Consider the following 20,306-nt stretch of genomic DNA (forward strand, 5'->3'; position numbering starts at 1 on the left):
TCTACTCTCTACTCTCTACTCTCTACTCTCTACTCTCTACTCTCTACTCTCTACTCTCTACTCTCTACTCTCTACTCAATGTTTCGTGCCATATCCCGGACTGACAACCATAGATTGCCGCATAAAACTCGTGAATCCCCCTTCAGCCCTTCAGCCCTTCAGCCCTTCAGCCCCTAAATTCCCTCATTCCCTCATTCCCTCATTCCCTCAACTCCTTAATCCTTAATCCTTAATCCTTAATCCTTAATCCTTAATCCTTAATCCTTAAATGCAGCATGCTGCCGGGTATATTCCATTCCGCTATAGCCTATAGCCAAATTATTCCGTTCCACGATAGACGCCGCCCTGCGCTTACCACTACAGTGGAGACATCGCGTTATGTGTCAGAAAAATCGCAGCAACTTCTGCTGATGGAGAGCCTTACTTTATGAGCCTGCCTGCCGTCCTGCTGGAAAACGCCCTGAAATGGCGTCGTCAGTTACACCAACATCCTGAACTCGGTTACCAGGAGCAACAAACCAGCGAGCTGGTTGCGAACGTGCTCTCTGAAGCAGGATTACAAGTGTTCCGTGGCCTGGCAGGCACTGGCGTGATTGGCACACTGGAAAACGGTCCTGGGCCGGTGATTGGCTTGCGTGCCGATATGGATGCCCTACCGATTACCGAAAAAGGTGCACCGGAGTGGAAATCCAGCCGCCCTGGCGTGATGCACGCCTGCGGTCACGATGGACATACGGCGATTCTCCTCGCAGCAGCCTGCCAGTTGGCCACCACACGCAACTTCAAAGGCACGGTGCACTTCCTGTTCCAGCCCGCGGAAGAGAATCTTGGCGGTGCGCGGAAAATGGTGGAAGAAGGTTTGTTTAAGCGTTTCCCAATGGATGCGGTGTACGCCATGCACAACTGGCCGGGTTTGCCGGTGGGTTCACTGGCGGTGAATCCAGGTGCGATGATGGCCTCGCTGGATTCCTTTGAGATCACCCTCAACGGTAAAAGCTGCCATGCGGCGATGCCAGAGAGCGGTGCCGACCCGATGGTGGTGGCAGCAGAATTGATTATGGCGCTGCAAACCATCCCGTCACGCCGTTTGTCACCGCTGGCGTCAGCAGTGGTGAGCGTGACGCAGATCCATGGCGGTGAAGCGATTAATGTGATTCCCGAGCAGATTGTGTTGCGTGGTACGGTGCGATGTTTGCAGACTGACGTACGTGACCGCGTACGCAGTCTGATAGAAGATTTTGTCACTACCCTGCCGCGCCCGTTTGGCGTCAGCGGCGAGATTCACTGGTATCCGGGTTACCCCGTTACCGCCAACCATACCCTCCCGGCGGAACAGGTACGTGAGGTTGCCCAGCGCGTGTTAGGCGAATCACAGGTGCATTGGCAGGTGAATCCTTCCATGGCATCGGAAGATTTTGCCTGTATGCTGGAATCCTGCCCGGGCGCTTACTTTTGGCTCGGTGCCGATGGCACAACACCTTCCGCTCCATTGCACAACGCGCATTACGATTTCAATGATGAGTTGTTGCCAATTGGTATCAGTTTCTGGCAGCAACTGGTGGAGAGCGTGCTGGTCAAAGCCTGACGGCCGGATTCGCGGAATCCAGGAATCTCAAGCGGCAATCTATCAGGCAGCGATAGACTCGACGGCGCGACTCAAGCTGAGGGGAATCGGTTACGTGCCCGCCATACACCCAGCCCGCAAAACGCCTCGAAGCACGATTGCACGATTGCACGATTGCACGATTGCACGATTGATTTTATATCATCTTCGGCTGTGCATTTGACCCGCAACCAAAGGCTGCGGGTATTGTTCTACCCATCAGATCCCAGCTTGCTGCAAGCGGGTTTCCGCCTCATCCAGCGTCGCTGACTCTCCGGTTGCCACTAAGCAGCACACCAGCTGTAAACGCAGCGCCTGTGGCACCGCTCGTTCGCCGCCCAGCACCTGTTTGATCCAGTCTGCGGTGTCCTGCGCATTTTTACTTTCTGGCAGTTCCACACTGATTTCTGGCTGGCGCTCTACCCATACTTCCGCCTCTGCGCCCGCACCGGCAATGTAGTTAATCGCCGGACAGCGCTGTGGATTCGCATACACTTCACCTTCGGTGCCGTTCAGCAGGATGCCGGGTGCATCGATATCCTGGAAGAACTTGCCGACGCGCGGCACATATTCCGGATGGGAAACACTCGCCAGACGCAACGCAGCACGTTCGGCAAACGGCGTGGCCAGCTTCGCCAGCGTGTGCGCACTGTTACGCACGCCCATGCGCCAGCGCAGCGACAGCTGTTTTGCCATCGGTGCACACAGGTGATCGATGGTGATAAAGGCCAGTTCGCCGCTCTCCAGCTTCGCTTGTGCCTGTTGCGCGTTAGTGACCGGCGCAATATCCAGCGCCGCCAGCACGGCTTCGGTGGTGATGCGCGTCGGATCGTCACTCACACCGTGCAGCAATACCGGAAAACCGAGTTTGCTTAACAGTAAAGCTAACAGCGGCGTGAGATTGCCCTGACGACGTGCGCCGTTGTAGCTGGGGATCACTATCGGCATCGGGCGATTGGCGGGCGGCTGCAACTTCATCATCTGCTGCTGCATGGCGTGGTAAAAACCGCGCATCTCCTCTTCACCTTCGCCCTTGATACGCAGGGCGATCAGCACACCGCCGAGTTCCAGTTCGGGTACTTCATCCGCCAGCATCGCGCTGTACAGCGCAACGGCGGTGTCGAAATCGATATCGCGCGCGTGATTCTTACCGCGCCCAATCTCTTTGATGATTTTATTCAGTTCCATCAGGGCATTCCCGCTTCCAGGGCGCGCCGATATCCGGCGGCCAAAAGGTCATTGAGGTGCGCCTGGGCACACCTAAGATTTCTTACTTTTACGCTTCGCTGATTTTACTGGGGCTTTAACCACTGCTTTTACCGCTGGCTTTATGCTGGCTTCAGGCACCATCGGTTGCTCAATCGGAAACACCGGTAAGGCGGCCAGCAGCCGACTGCCATAAGCTTTATTAAGCAGTCGCCGATCGTATATCACGATCTCCCCGAAGCAGTGATGGCTACGAATCAGACGCCCGACTTGCTGAATCAACGTAAACGAGGCGCTGGGTAAACTCTGCACTTCGAACGGGTAGCGTTTGAGGCTCTTCAGCCACTCCCCTTCGGTCAAAATTACCGGACTGTCTACCGGGGGAAAAGCGATTTTATGGATATGCACCTGCGTCAGCAGATCGCCCTTTAAATCCAGGCCTTCAGCAAAAGACTGCAGTCCGACCAGAATACTGGTTTGCCCCGCCTCGACTCGCTGGCGATGCAGCTCCACTAAGCGCGAACGAGGTTGATCGCCCTGCACCAGCATCGATAAGCGTAATGCGCTGACATGGCTGACAAACTGCTGCATCGCGCGCCCGCTGGCAAACAGCACCAGCACGCCTTTGTGCTTCTCTTCTGCCATTTGTTGCAGGAAAAATCCTGCCATCTCGGCGATGTGCTCTGCTTCATTCGCCATCAGCGGTTCATAGCGCATTTGCGGGATCACCAGCTTGCCCTGATCGACATGATTAAATGGCGAATCCAGCGCCACAAAGCGATCGCCCGCTTTCTCGTTTAGCCCTGACATCTCTTGCAGCCGATTGAAGCTGTTTAGTGAGCGCAAGGTCGCCGAGGTCACTACCACATGCGGGATTTTACGCCACAGCAGTTTTTCCAGCTGATCGCTGACGCGAATCCCGGCGCAGTGAAACAGCAGATGCGCCTGGCCGTCGCGAATTTCTCGCGTGATCCATTTCGATACCGGCGCATTAGAGGCTTTCTCCATGGCCGCCAGTCGCCAAAGTTTACTGATCGATTCGAACCAGCCAAACTGGCGGTTAAGCTGAATAATCGCCCGATGCAGTCGCATAATGTCGGCTTTGCCGGTTTGCTCACCTAACTCATTGAGTAACCCTTCGCTCAACCCGCGTAAGGCATCGCTCAGTTTGAACAGCCGTGCGCACATCGTCATCAGTTCTTCCGGCAACTCACCCAGCACAAAACGGAACTCACCCGGCTGGTTGTGCGCGGGTAATAACGGATTCAGCGCGTCGCACAGAATTTGCAGCAGTTCACGCATCTCATCACAATGGCCTTTTAACCGCTCAGGGTGGGTCAATGGAGGAGGCGATTTCGGGCGGAACTGCGCCATGATGGTTTCCACCAGTCGCACAAACAGATCGAGTTGCAAACTGCTCCAGCCGGGGGTGATTTCCGCGCTCATCTCTAGCGCGTCACGCGCCACTTCTGGCAGATGATGACCTTCGTCCAGCACCAGCATCAGGTGTTTGGCAGGCGGTAAGACAGATTCATTCTCCATCGCCGCCATCACCAGCGCATGGTTGGCCACCACCACATCCGCCTGTTCTATTTCACGACGTGCAACAAAGAACGGGCATTCACGATACCAGCGGCAGTGATGCCCCAGGCAGTTGGCTTTATCGGTGGAAAGGCGCTGCCACAGGCTGTCATCAATCGAGACATCGGAGTGATCGCGCAGGCCATCCCATTTGTAACTGCTGAGTTGCTTTTCCAGTTTGGCGCAGAACTTCTGCTCTTCTTTCGACCCGGTTACCGCTTCTTCATCGAGATACAGCAGCAGGTCACCCTGCTGATCCTCGGTCGCCGCTAGCGCCGCGAGATTGCGCGGGCAAACATAGCGGCCACGGCCAAACGCGGCAGTGAAGGTGAGATCGGGGATGATTTTTTTCAGCAGCGGCAGATCTTTGCTGAAGATCTGATCCTGCAGCGCGACGTTGGCGGTGCTGATCACCAGCCGTTTCTCCTCGGCGCGGCTCACCGCGATGCCGGGGATCAGATAAGACAAAGTTTTACCCACACCGGTGGGGGCTTCAATCGCCAGATGGCGGCCTTCATCACCGGCCAGACTTTTTGCCACTTCGGCAATCATCTGACGCTGGGGCGCACGGGGGATAAAGTCAGGAACCTGCTGCTGCAGCGCCTTATACCATTGCGCAATCTGGCTTTTTACCGCTGCTGTCAGGGCCATGTTCATTACTGTTTGCTGAATTGGCCTGTATTTTTACACAGTATCGACGCAGCGTCAGCTTTCGCTGCTATTTTTTCGCGCTGGATTCAGAATTTCACGCATCGCACGAATCAGCGTTTCGCGGGCGCGTCCCCGACGGAAGGCAAAGGAGAACGGTGCGCGGAAGTGAAAATGTTGCGGCAACAAGCGGCATAGCGTGCCCTGCTGTTCCCCGCTTTGCGCGTAGTGTTCCGGCAAATAGCCGATATATCTCCCGGAGAGGATCAGCGTCAACTGCGCCTCTATACTCTCCACTGAGGCGTTAGTCTGGCGGAAGCCGCGCTTGTTTAACTCCTGCTGATTCCAGTAACGCCGCGTCACCATGCCGGTTTGCTGCACGGTGCGCATATCCGGATCGCCCTGCGCCAGGGGATGTTGCGGACTGCAATACAGCCAGTGTTGCTCCTCATAAAGCGGAATGGTGACCAGATTGCTGGCACGCAGTGGAAAGTGCCCGATTGCCAGATCGAGGCGGTCTTCCAGTAACTGCTGCTGCAGTTCGTTGGGATCGCGCACGCTGAGATTGAAAAATACCGCCGGAAAACGCTGATTAAAGCGCGCAATCGCCGCCGGCAGATCCAACGTGCTGTCGGTGACAGTGGCATCCACCACGCCCAGCGAAAAGGTGCCGCCCTGAGCACTTTTTAGCGTCTCGACCTGCTCTTGCCAACCCGCCAGCGTGGCCAGCATTTCCTGACTGTAACGATGAAACTGTTCACCTTTCGTGGTGAGGGTAAATCCGCCACGTCCGCGCTGGCACAGAATAAAACCCAACTGCGTTTCCAGCTCGCTCATATAGGCGCTAATGGCGGGCGTGGTCATATTCAGCGCCTGCTGAGCACGTGAATAGCCCTGATTCTCCACCACGCTGGCGAACACCTGGAGCAGTTTGAGATTGGGGAGCGTTTGCACCGCATTTCCTTCAGTGATTACAGACTAAAGTTAACCAATCTATGAAGTGATTATTTGCTGTCAAGGATTTTTCCCGCGCCTGCCTCAGGCCATGATGAGACTCACTTAGCCGAAGGAGTTCGTGATGACCGATTTTCCTCAGCCGCAGGGCGGCAACGAGATGCCCCGTTTCGCCGGCCGTGGCACCATGATGCGTTTGCCCGCTGCCGAATCCCCTGCCGATCTTGATGTCGCGTTTGTAGGCATTCCGCTGGATATCGGCACGTCGCAGCGTAGCGGCACGCGCTATGGTCCACGCGCCATTCGCGCCGATTCCGTGATGATTCGCCCGTATAACATGGCGACGGGCGCAGCGCCTTTTGATTCGTTGCGCGTCGGCGATCTCGGCGATGTGCCCATCAATACTTACAGCCTGCTGAAATCGGTCGATATCATCGAAAACTATTATACCGAGCTGAACAATTGGCCGATTATCCCGTTAACGCTCGGGGGCGATCACACGCTAACGCTGCCGATTTTGCGGGCGCTGGCAAAGAAGCACGGGCCGATGGGCCTGATCCACATTGACGCGCACACCGATACCAACGATGAGATGTTCGGCGAAAAGATCGCCCACGGCACCACATTCCGCCGTGCAGTAGAAGAAGGCCTGCTCGACTGCCAGCGCGTGGTGCAAATTGGCCAGCGCGCTCAAGGCTACGCCGCCGATGATTTCCAGTGGGGCGTCGATCAAGGCTTCCACCTGGTGCCGGCCGAGCAGTGCTGGTATCGATCCATGACGCCTCTGATGGCCGAAGTGCGTGCGCGTATCGGTAACGGTCCGGTGTATCTCAGCTATGACATCGACAGTTTCGATCCTGCATGGGCACCCGGCACCGGTACGCCAGAAGTGGGTGGATTGACCTCAATGCAGGGACTGGAGATTGTGCGCGGCTGTCGCGGACTCAATCTGGTCGGGGGCGATCTGGTCGAAGTGTCACCGCCGTACGATATCAGCGGCATGACTTCCCAGCTGGCAGCCAATATCCTTTATGAGATGCTGTGCGTATTGCCCGGCGTCCGTTACACAGAGAAAAAAGCATGACACAACAGAATTTGGTGTTTCCGGCGCGCGTGCTGCGCGGCGCGGGCGTGATCAATCAGCTGGGCGAGATTTGCGCGGGGCTGGGCAAACGCGCTCTGCTGATCGGCGGCCATCAGGCACTGCAGTCAGTGGAAGCGCAGGTGCGCGCTCAACTGCTGGCGGCCAACGTGACGCTGCTGGCGCAGGAGTGGTTTGGTGGTGAGACCTCGATTAACCAGATCAACCGTCTGGCCGCCATCGCCACCGAGCTGCAAGCAGAGGTGATCATTGGTGTCGGCGGTGGTAAATCATTGGATACGGTGAAAGCTGTGGGTGCGCAGTTGGGGCTGCCGTTTATCACCATCCCCACCATTGCCGCCACTTGTTCAGCAGTGACGCCATTGACCATTCGCTATGATGATAACGGCAATTTCTTCGATATTTTCCCACTGCCACAGGCACCCGCGGCAGTGATCATCGATAGCGAGTTGCTGGCTAAAGCCCCTGCTCGCTGGCTGGCTGCTGGTTTGGGCGATACCCTGGCGAAATGGTATGAGTTTCGTGCAGTGAGCGTCAGCCATCCGGCGCGTGAAGGCAATGCATTGTCATCATTGGCTCATAGCCAGATTTGCTATGACGTGATCGCGGAACACGGCCCGTCGGCCTATGCGGCGGTGCTGCGCGGCGAGAGCAGCGCCTCATTGGATCAGGTGCTGGATGCGATCTTTACCTGGGCCGGATTGACCTCGCTGATGAGCAACGGCGCCCATGCGGCAGCATCCCATGCGATTTATGAAGGATTTACCTTCTGCGATAAGACGCGTGAGTTCGGTCATGGCCTGTTGGTTGGCTTTGGCAACTTGTGCCTGTTGGCGCTGGAAGATCGCAGCGATGAAGAGGTACTGGATGAGATGCGTCTGGCGCGCGATTGCGGTGTGCCATTGACGCTGCATGAGATTGCCGAGTTGGATGATGCCGAGCTGGCTCTGATTGTGCGTGAATCCGTACATGCACCGGACATGGAGAATATGTCGGTGGCGGTCACCGAAGCCCGACTGCTGGCGGCGATGCAGCGGATTGAAGAGTTGGCTGATCGGGTTTAAATCTGTGGTGAGTGGTAAGTGCGGGCGCTTTGCCGCAGATAATCAGCCGCGACGAGCAAAGTGAGTCTGCCTGGATGGCCCGCAGGATGCGGGCAAATTGGGTGAAGACAGGGATTCATGCGTTAAAGGACGGAAAGACCAGAAGAACTAAAAAAATTAAAATTATCCAGCCTCTTCTCAGCTACTAGCAGATTATGTATCGTTAAAACAAATTCAGAAAATATTAATATCGTTATTGATGTGAAAGATTGTTGAGGCTTGCGCAAAAGAAGCCTCAACAAGCAGTGCTCTAATAGAGCCATGTACAGCTGAAAACAAGAATAAAATAATTTCGGCTATTCTGTCTTCTCAAGAAATTTCGGATGAATTCCTCGCCTAGAAAATAACGCGTCCGAGTGGAACGGGATGGCACCAGCGCGCCTTATATTCGCCGGAGAGCGCGCCGTAAGAATAATACAGCGTCTGATTATTCTCTCGGGCATCCTGATAAAGCGACGTAAGGTTTTTCCACATGATCATTGTACCAAGCGCGCCGGCATTTTCATCCATGCGGTAACCGATATTAATGAAGTCAACGAACGTGCCCGCCACGCCTGACACCGACAGCAGTAACTGAATAGCTATGGGCTCTTCATTCAAAAACATGACGTGCCCTTTAAAATGCTGCTGGAACTCGCGGAAAAACGCACGGTTAACATCCCTGTCTTTTAGACTCCGCTGACGTCTGGCCTCAAAAAGTGTCTCATAGATTTCGAATATGTGCTCTCCATCAAGCTGGCTGACGTTGATAAAGGTGCCGCCGCCTTTAAGAAAGTTTCGCAATTCCCGCTCTCGGGTCGAAACGGTCTTTTTTGAGTAATCCTGCGCCGGATCTTTAGCAAATGCCGCCTGTCGCTTACTGAAAACGTTATAGGAGGTATTCAGAAATCGGTTGTACTGCAGATGATGAATACACTTGGAGCGGAAAGGCAGAATAACCCGGTTCTCCACCGCGCTACTGAGAGGGACATAAATGGATGACGAAGGGACAGGCAGGCTGGCAAGAGAGCGGTGACTATTCTTCGAATCACTTGCGAGCCAGCCGTTCTCGGTACACACGCTGCCTAATATCTTCCCTTTTTTACGGTACGCATAGAATTTAAGCGGAGCACCCTGACGTACTTTGAAAGAAATGAATTCGGGGGAAGATTCACAGTTGTAACCAAATTCGCTGCATGCGCGTTCATAATCATGAAAGGAGCATTCGCTCCACATAAAAAATTTTGGAATAATCATTTAATTTGACTTAATACAGAAGACTCAGCTTCATTTGAGGCTTTATCAGTAATGCAGAACCGAAGCCTCTCCCTTTTTAGCTCCATTTTAAAATAAAGTTAAAAGGTAGTAAACCATTACAAAAGCATGAGGATTTTGTAGATTGAAGCAAACGAGTATTCCATTCGGGCGGAATTTTTCATACGTCGACAGGAGTGTTTATCCTTGCCGATAATCAAACGTAGAATTAGACGGCGGAATGCCCCTCAGGGAGGGGCGATTTCATCAGTCAGGCAGGAATTAAGCACAACACATCGCAGGGAACACTCTTTTAAACCTCGTTGTCGAAAAAAATAGACCTGCATGACTAGCATGAGCAGTCATGTTCTATCGCTGCGTGCCAGAGATATAATCACTAGCGGAATCATCGCAGCGCTTAAAGAAATGTACGATACTCCTGCAGGATTAGCAGATGGTCATGAGCCTTTTATCTTCGAGTTAAATAATCGCCTTGACGGGCATGGCTAAAAATGGAGTTTGCACAAAATCGTAACCAGGCTCTTTGCATACACAAGGCACTGCGACAGATTTAGGTGCAAAATTCATCACCCAAACCCTATACGCGAGCCAGCAGCGCCACCACTTCCTGCACATCCGCGACGTCATCCAACTCCATGCAAATCGCTTCCAGCTGTTCAACCTGCTCAACCGGCAATACACGCCCCGCTAAGCTACGGTATTTAGCCAGCAGCGCCTCAAGGCTCAACGGATTAGTCGGCGCACCAGACGGCACCGGCACATGCTGCTGCCACTGCTCGCCCTGTTGGGTTTCAATCCGCACCCACGGCTCGTCATCGCGCCCCTGCTGCTCATCAATCACCAGCTCAATCCGCGCCATAAAGGCTTCCACCTGTGGATGCAGACGTTTGGCATCATCGTAGCTGGCCAGCTCGGCGGAACCGTACAGCGCACGCGCCGCCAGCGCATACGGCAGGCTCATTTGTGCACTTGCCAGGCTCTGCAGCTCACGTCCGCCACACATCTCCAGCAGGAATGGATTTAATCCCACCTGGATACGTTCAATCTGTGCAGGCTGTAACGAATGCTGTGTCAGCATCAGGTTCAAGGCATCCACCGCAGAATGGGTTCCACGGCAGGCGGCATACGGCTTGATCGAGCAGCGCGCCAGCTTCCACACCACGCTAAGATCGGCGGTTAATGCAGCGGGTTGCTGTGTTTCAGGCGCCAGGGTTTGCAGGAATCCGCCCCACTTCGCTTCGAAAACCGCCGATGGCCCATTAATACCACGCTGCGCCAGCTGTGCTGCCTGCACGCCACCTTCAGCTGCACGTGCGGCATGCAGCTTTTTGGTGTGCGAGCCGTCGTGAATAAAGCCCCACAACCCACCGCTAAAGCTGGCGGCAATGCCCATGGCCGACGCGCACTGTTCGCGATCCAGCTGCAGCAGTGAACACACCGCCGCTGCGGCACCAAACACGCCACAGCTGGCGGTGGAGTGCCAGCCTGCGCCGTTATGCGCAGAGTAGCCGCCGCAAGCTTCCAGCACCCGGCGTCCGACGTCATAACCGATCACCATCGCCACCAGCAGCGTCTGGCCGTCAACCGGCTGCGTCGCCAAAGGCAGCGCCGCCAGAATAGCGGGAATCACCACCGCGCCCGAGTGATCGCAGCCGCCGGTATCATCCAGCTCATACATATGTGCAGCCACGCCGTTGAGCCATGCCGCCTGGCGTGGACTCACCTGCTTTGCACTTCCCCACACTTGTGCCTGCTGATGCCCACCTTCTGCGAGCGCCAATAGCAGACATTCGCGCCAGATTGGGCTGTCGCTGCCCGCCAGTGAAGCCCCGAGCGTATCCAGCAAATGGCGTTTTGCCTGTTCGACCAGCGCATCAGGCAGCTGTTCAAAACCTGTTTCGGCGATAAATGCCGCCAGTTGATCAAGCGAACTGCCCATGCGCACCTCCTGTGATGCGGGTAAACACTTCGGCTGGATGGGAAACATCGTTACCCGGCTGCGTTTGCCAATGCGTCGCCACCTGCTCCGCCGTGGCGATCCACACGTTGTGCTGTTGCAGCGTCTCGATCAATTCACGCAGCAAGCCGATGCGCCCGGCAGTGCCGATGATTTCCGGATGCAGGCGCAGCAGATAACACAGGCCAAAACGGTGGAAGCCCTGGAAGTCTTGCGTCATGTTTGCCAGCGTTTCGGCATAAGGTGCAATCCGCGACTGCCCCGGCGGGATGGCCGGGCTCAGGTTAAAGGCGAAATAGGGTTCGTCTTCCAGCGTGTAGTGCATCGGCAATTCCACCAACTGCGTGCCGGGATGGAAGTACGGCAAATCGTCGCCGCGCCAGCTGGATGACCAACGAATACCCTGATCCACCAGCGCCTGTGCCAGACCCGGTTTCCACTGCCCTGCTGGGGTGCGGAAGCCCTGAATCGGTTTGCCGATAAACTGTGCCAGTTGCTCACAGCCGCGCGTCACGCTGGCAATCTGCTGCTCCAGCGACAGCACCGAGAAATCTTCATGGCGCTCGCCGCTACAGGCGATTTCATGGCCATCAGCCACAATGCGTTTAATCAGTTCCGGCTGCTCTTGCGCGACGATTGCCGGTAAGCACCAGCTGGCTTTCAGCTGTTTATCTGCCAGTAATGCCAGTAAGCGATCCACACCGCGCAGGGTGCCATAGCGCCATACCGACAGGGTTTTATCGCGTCCGGCGACGGCCGGTGCCTGCGTCAAAATGCCGTGAATGTCGTTGAAATCGATGGTCAAAACGGCGGCGGACTGGAAGCCCAGCGGCCAGCGGGAAGATTCAGTCATGCTGTTGCTCCTGCAGATACCACTGCGCCACCGCATCACAGCGTGCAAACCACACGTCGTCACGCGCTGTCATATGTTCAAACAACTGCTCCAGCAGCAAGATACGTCCTGGCTGGCCGGAAATTTTCGGGTGGAATAGCGTGGTCAGGCACAAGCCTTCATCCATCGCACCATCGAATTCGCGCTGCCAGTTATCGCGTGTGTGCGCATAGCTGGCGATGCGGTCGCCGCCTTTCGGGAAATCGGGCTGGCGCGTGTAAGCCAGCGAGGCGTAATCATCCATCTCCCACTTGCCAGGGATTTCGACCAGCGGCGTGTGACCCGCCACCGGGATGCTATAAGGACGGTCGTCACCGCGCATGCTGCTGGAGTAAATGACCCCAGCATCACGCAAAATTTGTGGCGTTTCGGCATGCCAGTCACCCGACGGCGTGCGGAAACCGCAGGCCGTTATGCCCAAATACTGTTTAAATATTTCAGCGGATTTCGCCATCACGGCACGCTGTTCATCCGGCGAAATCGCCCAGAAAGATTCGTGACGATAGCCGTGATAGGCCACTTCGTGGCCTTGTTCGATAATCGCCTGACACTGCTGCGGCCACTGCTCCACCACCCACGCCGGCACAAAAAACGTGGCGGGAATCTGGAAAGCGCGCAGCAGGTCGAGCAACCGCCCGAGCGCACGGTACGGCCCATACGCACCGAAGGTGAAATATTCTGGCGTCGACCACAGGCTGCCATTCAACATGGCATCACCGGTGGGACCATCAAGGTCAAACGCCAGCGCCATACAGCCGCGTTTCCCCTGCGGCCAGCGCACTGCGCCCGGTTGTTGCATCACTACGCTCCTTTAGCCCTGGTTAACGGTCGCCTGAGTCACGCCATTGTCGGCCAGACCCCATTTCGCGAGGATCTTCTGGTAGCTGCCATCGGCAATCATCGCGTCAATGGCCGCCTGCACCGCAGTGGTCAACTCGCCGGCATCTTTACCAATTGCCATGCCGGTGTACTGGAAGGAGAAGGCTTTATCGAGCGGCTTATATTTGCCTTTCTCAAGATCCATGATGTACGGCAGCGTTTCACTCCCCTGCACCACGCCATCCAGACGGTTTTGACGCAGCTGAGTACGCGCATCGGCCGTCCCTTCGGCGCCGACCACAATGATCGCTGGCTTGCCGGCTGCTTCGCAGTGCGCTTTAGACCAGTTGGCAATCTCTACCGGGAAAGTGGTACGACGGCTGGTGCCGACTTTCTTGCCGCACAGATCCATGGCGCTGTTGATGTCGCTACGCGCGGCCTGGGTGTAGAACTGCGGGCCGGTTTTGAAGTAATCGATGAAGTTAACCACCTTCTGGCGTTCTTTGGTGTCGGTCATACCGGACATCACCAAATCGACACGCTTGGTCACCACGGCGTTCACCATCTGCTCAAAGGCGATCTCCTGCCAGTTGATCTTCACACCCAGCTTCTCACCGATCGCCTGACCGAGATCGTAATCCACACCAGTGAGCTGGTTGGTGGCCGGATCTTTGAAATCCATGGGCGGATAGTTCGGCATGATCGCCACGGTCAGGCCTTTCTCTTTGATGGCGGCTGGCACAGCAATGTCCGCCCAGGCAGAAGATTGCAGTAACAGCGCGGCACTGATGGCACTCAATAACAGTTTTTTCATGTTTTTCACCCCGGTCACGTTAAAGAAGAATCGCGTTAATAAAGTTTTTCATCCGTGGGTTTTGCGGGTTCAGCAGAATGTCTTCTGGTGCGCCCTGCTCGATAATGCGTCCCTCGTCCATAAACACCACCTGATTGGCCACTTCACGGGCAAAGCCCATCTCATGAGTGACCACCAGCATGGTGGTGCCCTCTTTTGCTAACTGGCGCATAACGGCCAGCACTTCGCCCACCATCTCCGGATCCAGCGCCGAAGTGGGTTCGTCAAACAGCATCAGTTTCGGTTTCATCGCCAGCGCACGCGCAATCGCCACACGCTGCTGCTGCCCGCCAGACAGTGACTGCGGATAATCGTGCGCTTTGTGTGCCAGACCAACGCGATCCAGCAGTGCCATTGCCTCTTCGGCTGCTTCACGCTTCGGACGCAGCAGGACACGGCACGGCCCTTCGATAATGTTCTCCAGCGCGGTTTTGTGCGGGAACAGATTAAAACGCTGGAACACCATGCCGGTTTGCAGGCGCTGGCGGGCAATCTGCTTATCGCTTAACGCATGCAGTTTGTTGCCCGCAATGCGATAGCCCGCTAATTCGTTGTCGACCCAAATGCCACCCTGATCGACCTTCTCCAGCTGATTGATGCAGCGCAGGAAGGTGCTCTTACCGGAACCGGATGGCCCGAGGATGCACATCACCTCGCCGTAATTCACTTCGAGGCTGACGTCCTTCAGCGCGTGGAACTGGTCGAAATATTTGTTCACCTTGACGGCGCGCACGATGTTTCTCATCTCTCTCTCCCAATTACTGACGCTGGCGGTGGCCGCGTGAGAAGAAGCGCTCAAGGCGACTTTGACCAAACGACAGCACGGTGACGATGATCAGGTACCAGATGCCCGCCACGAACAGCAGCTCCATCACGCGCGCATTGGCGAAGTAGATGGTTTGCGTGTTGTAGAGCAGTTCGGAGTACTGGATCATGCTCGCCAGACTGGTGGTTTTGATCATGCTGATGAATTCGTTGCCCACTGGCGGCAAAATCACGCGCATCGCCTGCGGCAGAATAATGCGCTGCAGCGCTTGCAGACGTGGCATGCCAATCGCTTTCGCCGCTTCATATTGGCCGGTATCCACGGACAGCAAGCCGGCGCGCACCACTTCGGAGGTGTAAGCCCCCTGGTTAATGCTCAGACCCAGCAGTGCCGCGAGGAACGGCGTCATGATGGTGACGGTTTGCACGCTGAACACGCCGGGAATACTGATGGTGGGAAACACCAGCGCGAGGTTAAACCACAGCAGCAGTTGCAAAATCAGCGGCGTACCACGGAAGATCCACGCGTAGCCCACGGCGATGTAGTGCAACACCGGATTGGGTGACATATACATAATCGCGGTGATCACGCCGAACAGGATGCCGAGTCCCATTGCCAGCACCGACATAATCAGCGTGTTCACCACGCCGTTGAGGATCGCCTGAGCAGTAAAGAACTGGCCGACAAACGACCATTCAATGTTGCCGTGGGCGAAGGCATTCACCAGCAACGCCAGCAGCACCAGGATCACCGCCGAGGCAGTGATGCGGCCGTAATAACGGCGCGGCACCACCTGATAGCGATCCAGATCGTAATGCGTCTGCTCGCGGCTGTTTTTCAGGCTGGGTTCAACCGGGGTGGTTTGCGACATCAGCGTCTCCTCAGGCGCGCGGGCCAGCGTAATCTTCAGTCCAGCGCTGCTGGTCCTGCATCAGGATTTGCAAACGCGCTAACTGTTCACGTACCCGGGCGGGTGCTGTGCCGCCATAGCCACTGCGTGCCGCCAGTGCGGCTTCCAGCGTCAAAGCGCTGCGCACTTCTGGCGTTAAACGCGCGTCGACGGCCTGCAACTGCGCATCGCTCAGGTCGGACAAACCGCAATCTTCGCGTTCACAAAGCTGCACCAGCTGACCGGTGATTTCATGCGCTTCACGGAAAGGCACACCGCGCATCGCCAGCCAGTCGGCGACTTCCGTTGCCAAAGTGAAACCATCCGGCGCTTGCTCACGCATGACGTCGGTGTTGAATTTCAGCGTCGACATCATGCCCGCCATGGCAGGCAGCACCAGCAGCAGCGTGTCCACAGCATCGATCACGTTGCGCTTGTCATCACTGAGGTCGCGGTTATAGGAGAGCGGCATGGCTTTCATGGTGGTGAGCAACGCCATCAGATTGCCGACCAGACGTCCTGAACGACCGCGCGTCAGTTCGGCAATGTCCGGGTTTTTCTTCTGCGGCATGATTGAGCTACCCGTGGCATAGCTGTCATGCAATTCCACCCAGCGGAACTGGCGCGACGCCCACATGCACACTTCTTCGCACAGGCGAGACAGGTTGATACCGATCATGCTGGTGACGAACAGGAATTCTGCGGCGTAATCGCGGCTGGCAACGGCATCGATCGAGTTCTCACACGGTGCCAGATAAGCCAGATCTTCTGCGGCTTTTTCCGGCTGGCGCGCAATTGCCGATCCTGCCATCGCTGCGGCACCGAGTGGGCAGCGCGCGCTGCGGCGATCCCAGTCCTGCATACGCTCAATATCGCGGGCAAAAGATTGCGCATGAGCCAGCAGTTGGTGACCAAACACAATCGGCTGTGCCTGTTGTAAATGGGTGAAGCCCGGCGCCACGCTTTCGGTGTGCAGTGCCGCTTGCTCAACCAGAGATTGCTGCAGTGCCAGTAAAGCGCTGACCACTTTGCGGCCGTTATCACGCAGGTAGAGACGCAAATCGTTGACCGTCTGATCGTTACGAGAGCGACCGGCGCGCAGTTTGCCGCCCAGTGGTCCTAAGCGCTCGGTCAGTGCGCGTTCAATGAACGTGTGGACATCTTCATCAGCAGCAATCGGGTGCAGATTGCCCGCACGATAATCAGCATCCAGCGCGTCAATCGCTGCCAGCATGGTATTGAGTTCTTCACTGCTCAGCAGATCGCCGCGTGCCAGTTCACGGGCATGTGCCCGGCAGCCTGCTAAATCGTAAGGTGCCAGGGCAAAGTAATAATCCGGGCTGCGCGACAGCGCGGTTAAACTGGCCGCCGGTGCCGCTTTAAAACGCGCGCCCCATAACAGTTCGGCATTATCAGACATGCTATTTCCCCTTACAGATACTCGTCAGCGATATGGAAAAGATATGAATAAACCAGCCGTGATAATAAAAACTTATTTCACACTCACACTGGTAAATACGTCATATTTCAGGTTCACTGTACTTTCACCGCAATTATTCCGGAGTTGAATAGCAAAGATGGAAAGTAAAGTTTCCCAGTCTGGAAACAATGCAAATAATCGCGGCGATAATGCGGTTCTGGCACTGAGTAATATCGACTTAAAATTGCTTCGCGTATTTAAATGCGTGGTGGAAGCCGGAGGATTAACCGCTGCCAGCAACGAACTGAATATTGGTTTAGCCGCCATCAGCAAGCAGGTTTCCGATCTGGAGATTCGTCTCGGCATGACGTTATGCAGCCGTGGACGCGAAGGCTTTGAACTGACGCAGTACGGCATTAATGTCTATCAGGCCACGCTGGAGCTGTTCGTCTCCCTGAATCTGTTCCGCGAACGTCTGCACAACAGCCGCAATGAGTTGCTGGGTGACATCGCCATCTGTGTGGTGGACAACACCATTTCTGATCCGCATTCACCGGTCACTGCGGCGGTGCAACAGTTGCACCAGAAAGCACCAAAGGTGCAGATTCGCTTACAGACTGCGCAATTAGATGATATTGAACGGGGCATGAGTGAAGGTCGTTTTCATTGTGGCATTGCGCCGGTTTATGAAATGAAAAGTGATTTTGATTACTTCCCGCTTTATAAAGAATATTCGAAATTATATTGCTCCATGTCACATCCTTTATATTCTGGATCTTGTGATAAGAATATATCGGTGGAAATATTACGTGAGCAGAAAATCATTAATCATTTATATGTCACGCCGCGCGATGACCGTCGCCTCATTCCATTACAGGACAGCGGTGCGCAGGCGGTGCAAGTGGAATCCGTCGCCATGCTGATTTTAACCGGGCACTTTATTGGTTATTTACCCGAACACTATGCCGCGCCCTTTATTGCGCGGGGGCAGCTTTGTGAGTTGGGTGATGAATCGGTGCGCCGGGAAAATCCGTTCTGCCTGATGATGAAAAAAGGCCGGAAAATTAATCCGATTATCCGGCTGTTTATGCAATCACTGGGCCTGGCAGAGGCCGAAGAGGTGCACTAAGTTGGTGCAATCACCCCACCACTTTATACATCACCGTGGTGGCATCTAACGCCCCTTCCGTCGATTCGGCATACAACGGAATGGAACCCGCGATTTGCCAGTCCATCGATAAGTAGAGATCCGTGGCCACATCGCCGCTGCGCGTATCCAGCACCAGCAGTGTTTTGCCCTGCTCAACCGCTAATTGCTCAGCCTGCTGCATCAGACGACGCGCAATTCCCTGACGCCGGGCACGGGGATGCACCAGCAATTTACTGATCTCCGCACGATGACGCCCATTCGGCATGGCGCTAAACCCGACCATCACCGTCGCGACAATCACACCCTGCAGCCACGCCACGAGCAGCTGATTATCGCCGCTTGCCAGGCTGTAGATTTTATCCTGCCAGAAGCGTTCCATCGCTGCGCGATCATCGGCATCAATAAAACCGACGCTGGCCCCGTCAGCCACGCAACCGTGTAACACCTCGGTCAGCGCAGCCAGCAGGGGCTGTGCCTGAGTGGCACTTAACTGTTCAATTTCAGTCATGGTTTGCACACCACCAAAATGTAACGTGCGCCGCCTTCCGGGTGCGCCTGAAATGATGATTTGCTGGTGAGATGAAAACGCAGGCAATCCCCCGCCTGCAGCGTCCAGCGTTGATCGTCCATGGTGAACGTCAGCTCGCCGGATTGCAGCCAGATATGCTGTTCCAGCCCCTGTACCGGAGGTGCGTCATAATCGATGCGCGCGCCGGGACGCAGCACGCCTTCCACCATTTCCGCTTTGAAGTGGCTGGCCGGTGGCGAGACGCTGCGGCGCTGATACCCGCTGGCATCATCACGCCACACCGTTTGATCGCTAACCTTGAGTAGCAGCGCCGCCTCCTCTTCCACTTCACTCAGCAGGCGTGACATGGTCAAGCCATAGGCAACGCACAGTCGGTTAAGCAAAGCGGCTGTGGGGCTGGTCTCCGCCCGTTCAATGCGCGACAATGAAGCCCGGCTGATGCCGGTAGCCATCGCCAGTTCGTCCAGTGACCAGCCACGTTGCACACGCAATTCGGCTAAACGTGCGGCCAGTCGATCTTCGGTATCCGGTACAGACATGTTCACCTCTCATATATGGGAAATAAATCTCACAAATGAGATATGACCTGATATTGCGCAAAACGTCAAGTTGTACAGGAACAAAAGAGTTGTACAACCCAAACGAGGCGGTTAAGGTGTTGTAATGCAGGTCAGAATTTTCGAGGACGCCATGGCCTTATACAGTATCGGCGATGTTGCCGAACGCTGTGGAATCAACCCGGTAACGTTGCGCGCCTGGCAGCGCCGTTACGGTTTACTAAAACCTCAGCGTACAGAAGGCGGTCACCGCCAATTTGATGATGAAGATGTTCAGCGTATTGAAGAGATCAAACGCTGGATTGAGAGTGGTGTGCCTGTCGGTAAGGTTAAATCCCTGCTTGAAGGCCAAACCGTCAACGTGCACGATGGCTGGACCGCGCTGCAGGAAGAGCTGATGAGCGTGTTGCGTCACGTTCGTCCGGCAAAATTACGCACCAAGATTGCCACCATTGGCCGCGAACATCCGGTGGATGCGCTGATTGATCATGTCTTTATGCCAGTGCGCCAGCGCCTGGGGCTTGATCAGCACACCGCGCGCACCATGTGTAGCCTGTTAGATGGCGCACTGATTGATTACGTGGCGTTTTGTCTCGCTGGCGGCCGAAAAAAGGCCGGCAAAGATGCTTTGATGATTGGCTGGGGCGTGGAAGATCGTACCCGTCTTTGGCTCGAAGCCTGGCGCTTGTCACAGCAAGGTTGGCGCATGGATGTCTTAGCCGAGCCGCTGGATATGCCGCGTCCTGAACTGTTCCCCGGTCAGAATCTGTTTATCTGGACCGGTAAAAAACCAACACGACGCCAGTTAGAGCAGTTTGAGCACTGGCAGGCGCAAGGGTTTGCCACCCATATTCACGATCCCGCCTGACAAAAAATCGCACACACGGCCTTTGCCTCGCCGGGTGTGCGCGTTATCATGCCGCACTCCATGACTTTTCTCAGGTTTCCCTTATGAACTGGAATAAAATTCTCATTGGCACCCTATTTGCCGTAATGGCCATTGGCGGCATGGGTGGCATGATG

18 protein-coding genes are annotated in these 20,306 nt (G+C 55.5%); 5 read left to right on the forward strand and 13 right to left on the reverse strand.

Going from position 1 to position 20,306, the window contains the following annotated elements; genetic code table 11:
- Nucleotides 1-427 precede the first annotated feature (427 nt).
- A complete protein-coding gene (locus ACCW76_RS17195; RefSeq protein ID WP_436339420.1) occupies nucleotides 428-1,585 on the forward strand; it encodes a M20 aminoacylase family protein in 1,158 nt (385 codons plus the stop codon).
- A gap of 237 nt (nucleotides 1,586-1,822) precedes the next feature.
- Here ACCW76_RS17195 and ybiB read toward each other — a convergent pair whose 3' ends face one another.
- The 3 genes from ybiB to ACCW76_RS17210 all read right to left on the reverse strand — a co-directional run bounded on the left by ybiB (nucleotide 1,823) and on the right by ACCW76_RS17210 (nucleotide 5,992).
- Nucleotides 1,823-2,791 (reverse strand): DNA-binding protein YbiB, encoded by a 969-nt coding sequence (gene ybiB / locus ACCW76_RS17200; RefSeq protein ID WP_436339422.1) that lies wholly within the window; start codon nucleotides 2,789-2,791, stop codon nucleotides 1,823-1,825.
- 72 nt (nucleotides 2,792-2,863) lie between these two features.
- Nucleotides 2,864-5,041 (reverse strand): ATP-dependent DNA helicase DinG, encoded by a 2,178-nt coding sequence (dinG, locus tag ACCW76_RS17205; RefSeq protein ID WP_436339495.1) that lies wholly within the window; start codon nucleotides 5,039-5,041, stop codon nucleotides 2,864-2,866.
- 54 nt (nucleotides 5,042-5,095) lie between these two features.
- The gene (locus ACCW76_RS17210) at nucleotides 5,096-5,992 is read right to left on the reverse strand and encodes a LysR family transcriptional regulator (RefSeq protein ID WP_038647992.1); all 897 of its coding nucleotides are present in this window, start codon (nucleotides 5,990-5,992) and stop codon (nucleotides 5,096-5,098) included.
- Between the two features lie 124 nt (nucleotides 5,993-6,116).
- Between ACCW76_RS17210 and speB the strand changes: the two genes are divergently transcribed.
- Together speB and ACCW76_RS17220 are read left to right on the forward strand one after the other, a co-directional pair.
- Nucleotides 6,117-7,076, forward strand: coding sequence for an agmatinase (gene speB / locus ACCW76_RS17215; RefSeq protein WP_038647995.1), 960 nt, complete (start codon nucleotides 6,117-6,119; stop codon nucleotides 7,074-7,076).
- Complete coding sequence (locus ACCW76_RS17220; RefSeq protein ID WP_436339425.1) at nucleotides 7,073-8,158, forward strand: iron-containing alcohol dehydrogenase family protein; 1,086 nt, start codon at nucleotides 7,073-7,075, stop codon at nucleotides 8,156-8,158. The genes speB and ACCW76_RS17220 overlap by 4 nt, the downstream gene beginning before the upstream one ends.
- A gap of 375 nt (nucleotides 8,159-8,533) precedes the next feature.
- Here ACCW76_RS17220 and ACCW76_RS17225 read toward each other — a convergent pair whose 3' ends face one another.
- The 8 genes from ACCW76_RS17225 to argH all read right to left on the reverse strand — a co-directional run bounded on the left by ACCW76_RS17225 (nucleotide 8,534) and on the right by argH (nucleotide 17,047).
- Complete coding sequence (locus ACCW76_RS17225) at nucleotides 8,534-9,433, reverse strand: transcriptional regulator (RefSeq protein ID WP_436339427.1); 900 nt, start codon at nucleotides 9,431-9,433, stop codon at nucleotides 8,534-8,536.
- A gap of 595 nt (nucleotides 9,434-10,028) precedes the next feature.
- The gene (locus tag ACCW76_RS17230; RefSeq protein WP_436339429.1) at nucleotides 10,029-11,390 is read right to left on the reverse strand and encodes an MmgE/PrpD family protein; all 1,362 of its coding nucleotides are present in this window, start codon (nucleotides 11,388-11,390) and stop codon (nucleotides 10,029-10,031) included.
- Nucleotides 11,374-12,261: a polysaccharide deacetylase family protein gene (locus tag ACCW76_RS17235; protein WP_436339431.1), complete on the reverse strand. Its 888-nt coding sequence runs from the start codon at nucleotides 12,259-12,261 to the stop codon at nucleotides 11,374-11,376. Before ACCW76_RS17235 ends, ACCW76_RS17230 begins: the two co-directional genes overlap by 17 nt.
- Entirely contained in the window at nucleotides 12,254-13,099 is an 846-nt protein-coding gene (locus tag ACCW76_RS17240; protein WP_436339432.1) for a polysaccharide deacetylase family protein, read from the reverse strand. Before ACCW76_RS17240 ends, ACCW76_RS17235 begins: the two co-directional genes overlap by 8 nt.
- 12 nt (nucleotides 13,100-13,111) lie before the next feature.
- Complete coding sequence (locus tag ACCW76_RS17245) at nucleotides 13,112-13,933, reverse strand: ABC transporter substrate-binding protein (RefSeq protein WP_436339434.1); 822 nt, start codon at nucleotides 13,931-13,933, stop codon at nucleotides 13,112-13,114.
- 19 nt (nucleotides 13,934-13,952) lie between these two features.
- On the reverse strand, nucleotides 13,953-14,717 hold the full coding sequence (locus ACCW76_RS17250; RefSeq protein ID WP_038648005.1) for an amino acid ABC transporter ATP-binding protein: 765 nt from the start codon (nucleotides 14,715-14,717) through the stop codon (nucleotides 13,953-13,955).
- 13 nt (nucleotides 14,718-14,730) lie between these two features.
- Entirely contained in the window at nucleotides 14,731-15,609 is an 879-nt protein-coding gene (locus ACCW76_RS17255) for an amino acid ABC transporter permease (protein WP_045816652.1), read from the reverse strand.
- 10 nt (nucleotides 15,610-15,619) lie between these two features.
- A complete protein-coding gene (gene argH, locus ACCW76_RS17260; protein ID WP_200538959.1) occupies nucleotides 15,620-17,047 on the reverse strand; it encodes an argininosuccinate lyase in 1,428 nt (475 codons plus the stop codon).
- Nucleotides 17,048-17,204: 157 nt separating this feature from the next.
- Between argH and ACCW76_RS17265 the strand changes: the two genes are divergently transcribed.
- A complete protein-coding gene (locus ACCW76_RS17265) occupies nucleotides 17,205-18,176 on the forward strand; it encodes a LysR family transcriptional regulator (protein ID WP_166933127.1) in 972 nt (323 codons plus the stop codon).
- A gap of 10 nt (nucleotides 18,177-18,186) precedes the next feature.
- Here the strand turns inward: ACCW76_RS17265 and ACCW76_RS17270 are convergent, their stop codons facing one another.
- Together ACCW76_RS17270 and ACCW76_RS17275 are read right to left on the reverse strand one after the other, a co-directional pair.
- Nucleotides 18,187-18,705, reverse strand: a complete 519-nt coding sequence (locus tag ACCW76_RS17270; protein WP_436339437.1) for an N-acetyltransferase family protein — start codon at nucleotides 18,703-18,705, stop codon at nucleotides 18,187-18,189.
- Nucleotides 18,702-19,265: a helix-turn-helix domain-containing protein gene (locus ACCW76_RS17275; protein WP_436339439.1), complete on the reverse strand. Its 564-nt coding sequence runs from the start codon at nucleotides 19,263-19,265 to the stop codon at nucleotides 18,702-18,704. The genes ACCW76_RS17270 and ACCW76_RS17275 overlap by 4 nt, the downstream gene beginning before the upstream one ends.
- Before the next feature lie 151 nt (nucleotides 19,266-19,416).
- Here ACCW76_RS17275 and ACCW76_RS17280 point away from each other — a divergent pair, with 151 nt between their 5' ends.
- Nucleotides 19,417-20,151 carry a MerR family transcriptional regulator gene (locus ACCW76_RS17280; RefSeq protein ID WP_436339497.1) on the forward strand — a complete coding sequence of 245 codons (735 nt, stop codon included), beginning with the start codon at nucleotides 19,417-19,419 and terminating at the stop codon, nucleotides 20,149-20,151.
- Nucleotides 20,152-20,306: the final 155 nt, after the last annotated feature.

It is taken from the genome of Pantoea sp. C8B4, from assembly GCF_051336905.1.
Classification (GTDB): domain Bacteria; phylum Pseudomonadota; class Gammaproteobacteria; order Enterobacterales; family Enterobacteriaceae; genus Pantoea; species Pantoea rwandensis_B.

Coding starts and splice junctions, on each gene's coding strand:
- ACCW76_RS17265 (WP_166933127.1), top strand. CDS start 17,205: ATGGAAAGTAAAGTTTCCCAGTCTGGAAACAATGCAAATAATCGCGGC.
- ACCW76_RS17255 (WP_045816652.1), bottom strand. CDS start 15,609: ATGTCGCAAACCACCCCGGTTGAACCCAGCCTGAAAAACAGCCGCGAG.
- ACCW76_RS17225 (WP_436339427.1), bottom strand. CDS start 9,433: ATGATTATTCCAAAATTTTTTATGTGGAGCGAATGCTCCTTTCATGAT.
- argH (WP_200538959.1), bottom strand. CDS start 17,047: ATGTCTGATAATGCCGAACTGTTATGGGGCGCGCGTTTTAAAGCGGCA.
- ACCW76_RS17250 (WP_038648005.1), bottom strand. CDS start 14,717: ATGAGAAACATCGTGCGCGCCGTCAAGGTGAACAAATATTTCGACCAG.
- speB (WP_038647995.1), top strand. CDS start 6,117: ATGACCGATTTTCCTCAGCCGCAGGGCGGCAACGAGATGCCCCGTTTC.
- ACCW76_RS17280 (WP_436339497.1), top strand. CDS start 19,417: ATGGCCTTATACAGTATCGGCGATGTTGCCGAACGCTGTGGAATCAAC.
- ACCW76_RS17220 (WP_436339425.1), top strand. CDS start 7,073: ATGACACAACAGAATTTGGTGTTTCCGGCGCGCGTGCTGCGCGGCGCG.
- ACCW76_RS17270 (WP_436339437.1), bottom strand. CDS start 18,705: ATGACTGAAATTGAACAGTTAAGTGCCACTCAGGCACAGCCCCTGCTG.
- ACCW76_RS17235 (WP_436339431.1), bottom strand. CDS start 12,261: ATGACTGAATCTTCCCGCTGGCCGCTGGGCTTCCAGTCCGCCGCCGTT.
- ybiB (WP_436339422.1), bottom strand. CDS start 2,791: ATGGAACTGAATAAAATCATCAAAGAGATTGGGCGCGGTAAGAATCAC.
- dinG (WP_436339495.1), bottom strand. CDS start 5,041: ATGGCCCTGACAGCAGCGGTAAAAAGCCAGATTGCGCAATGGTATAAG.
- ACCW76_RS17240 (WP_436339432.1), bottom strand. CDS start 13,099: ATGCAACAACCGGGCGCAGTGCGCTGGCCGCAGGGGAAACGCGGCTGT.
- ACCW76_RS17275 (WP_436339439.1), bottom strand. CDS start 19,265: ATGTCTGTACCGGATACCGAAGATCGACTGGCCGCACGTTTAGCCGAA.
- ACCW76_RS17245 (WP_436339434.1), bottom strand. CDS start 13,933: ATGAAAAAACTGTTATTGAGTGCCATCAGTGCCGCGCTGTTACTGCAA.
- ACCW76_RS17230 (WP_436339429.1), bottom strand. CDS start 11,390: ATGGGCAGTTCGCTTGATCAACTGGCGGCATTTATCGCCGAAACAGGT.
- ACCW76_RS17195 (WP_436339420.1), top strand. CDS start 428: ATGAGCCTGCCTGCCGTCCTGCTGGAAAACGCCCTGAAATGGCGTCGT.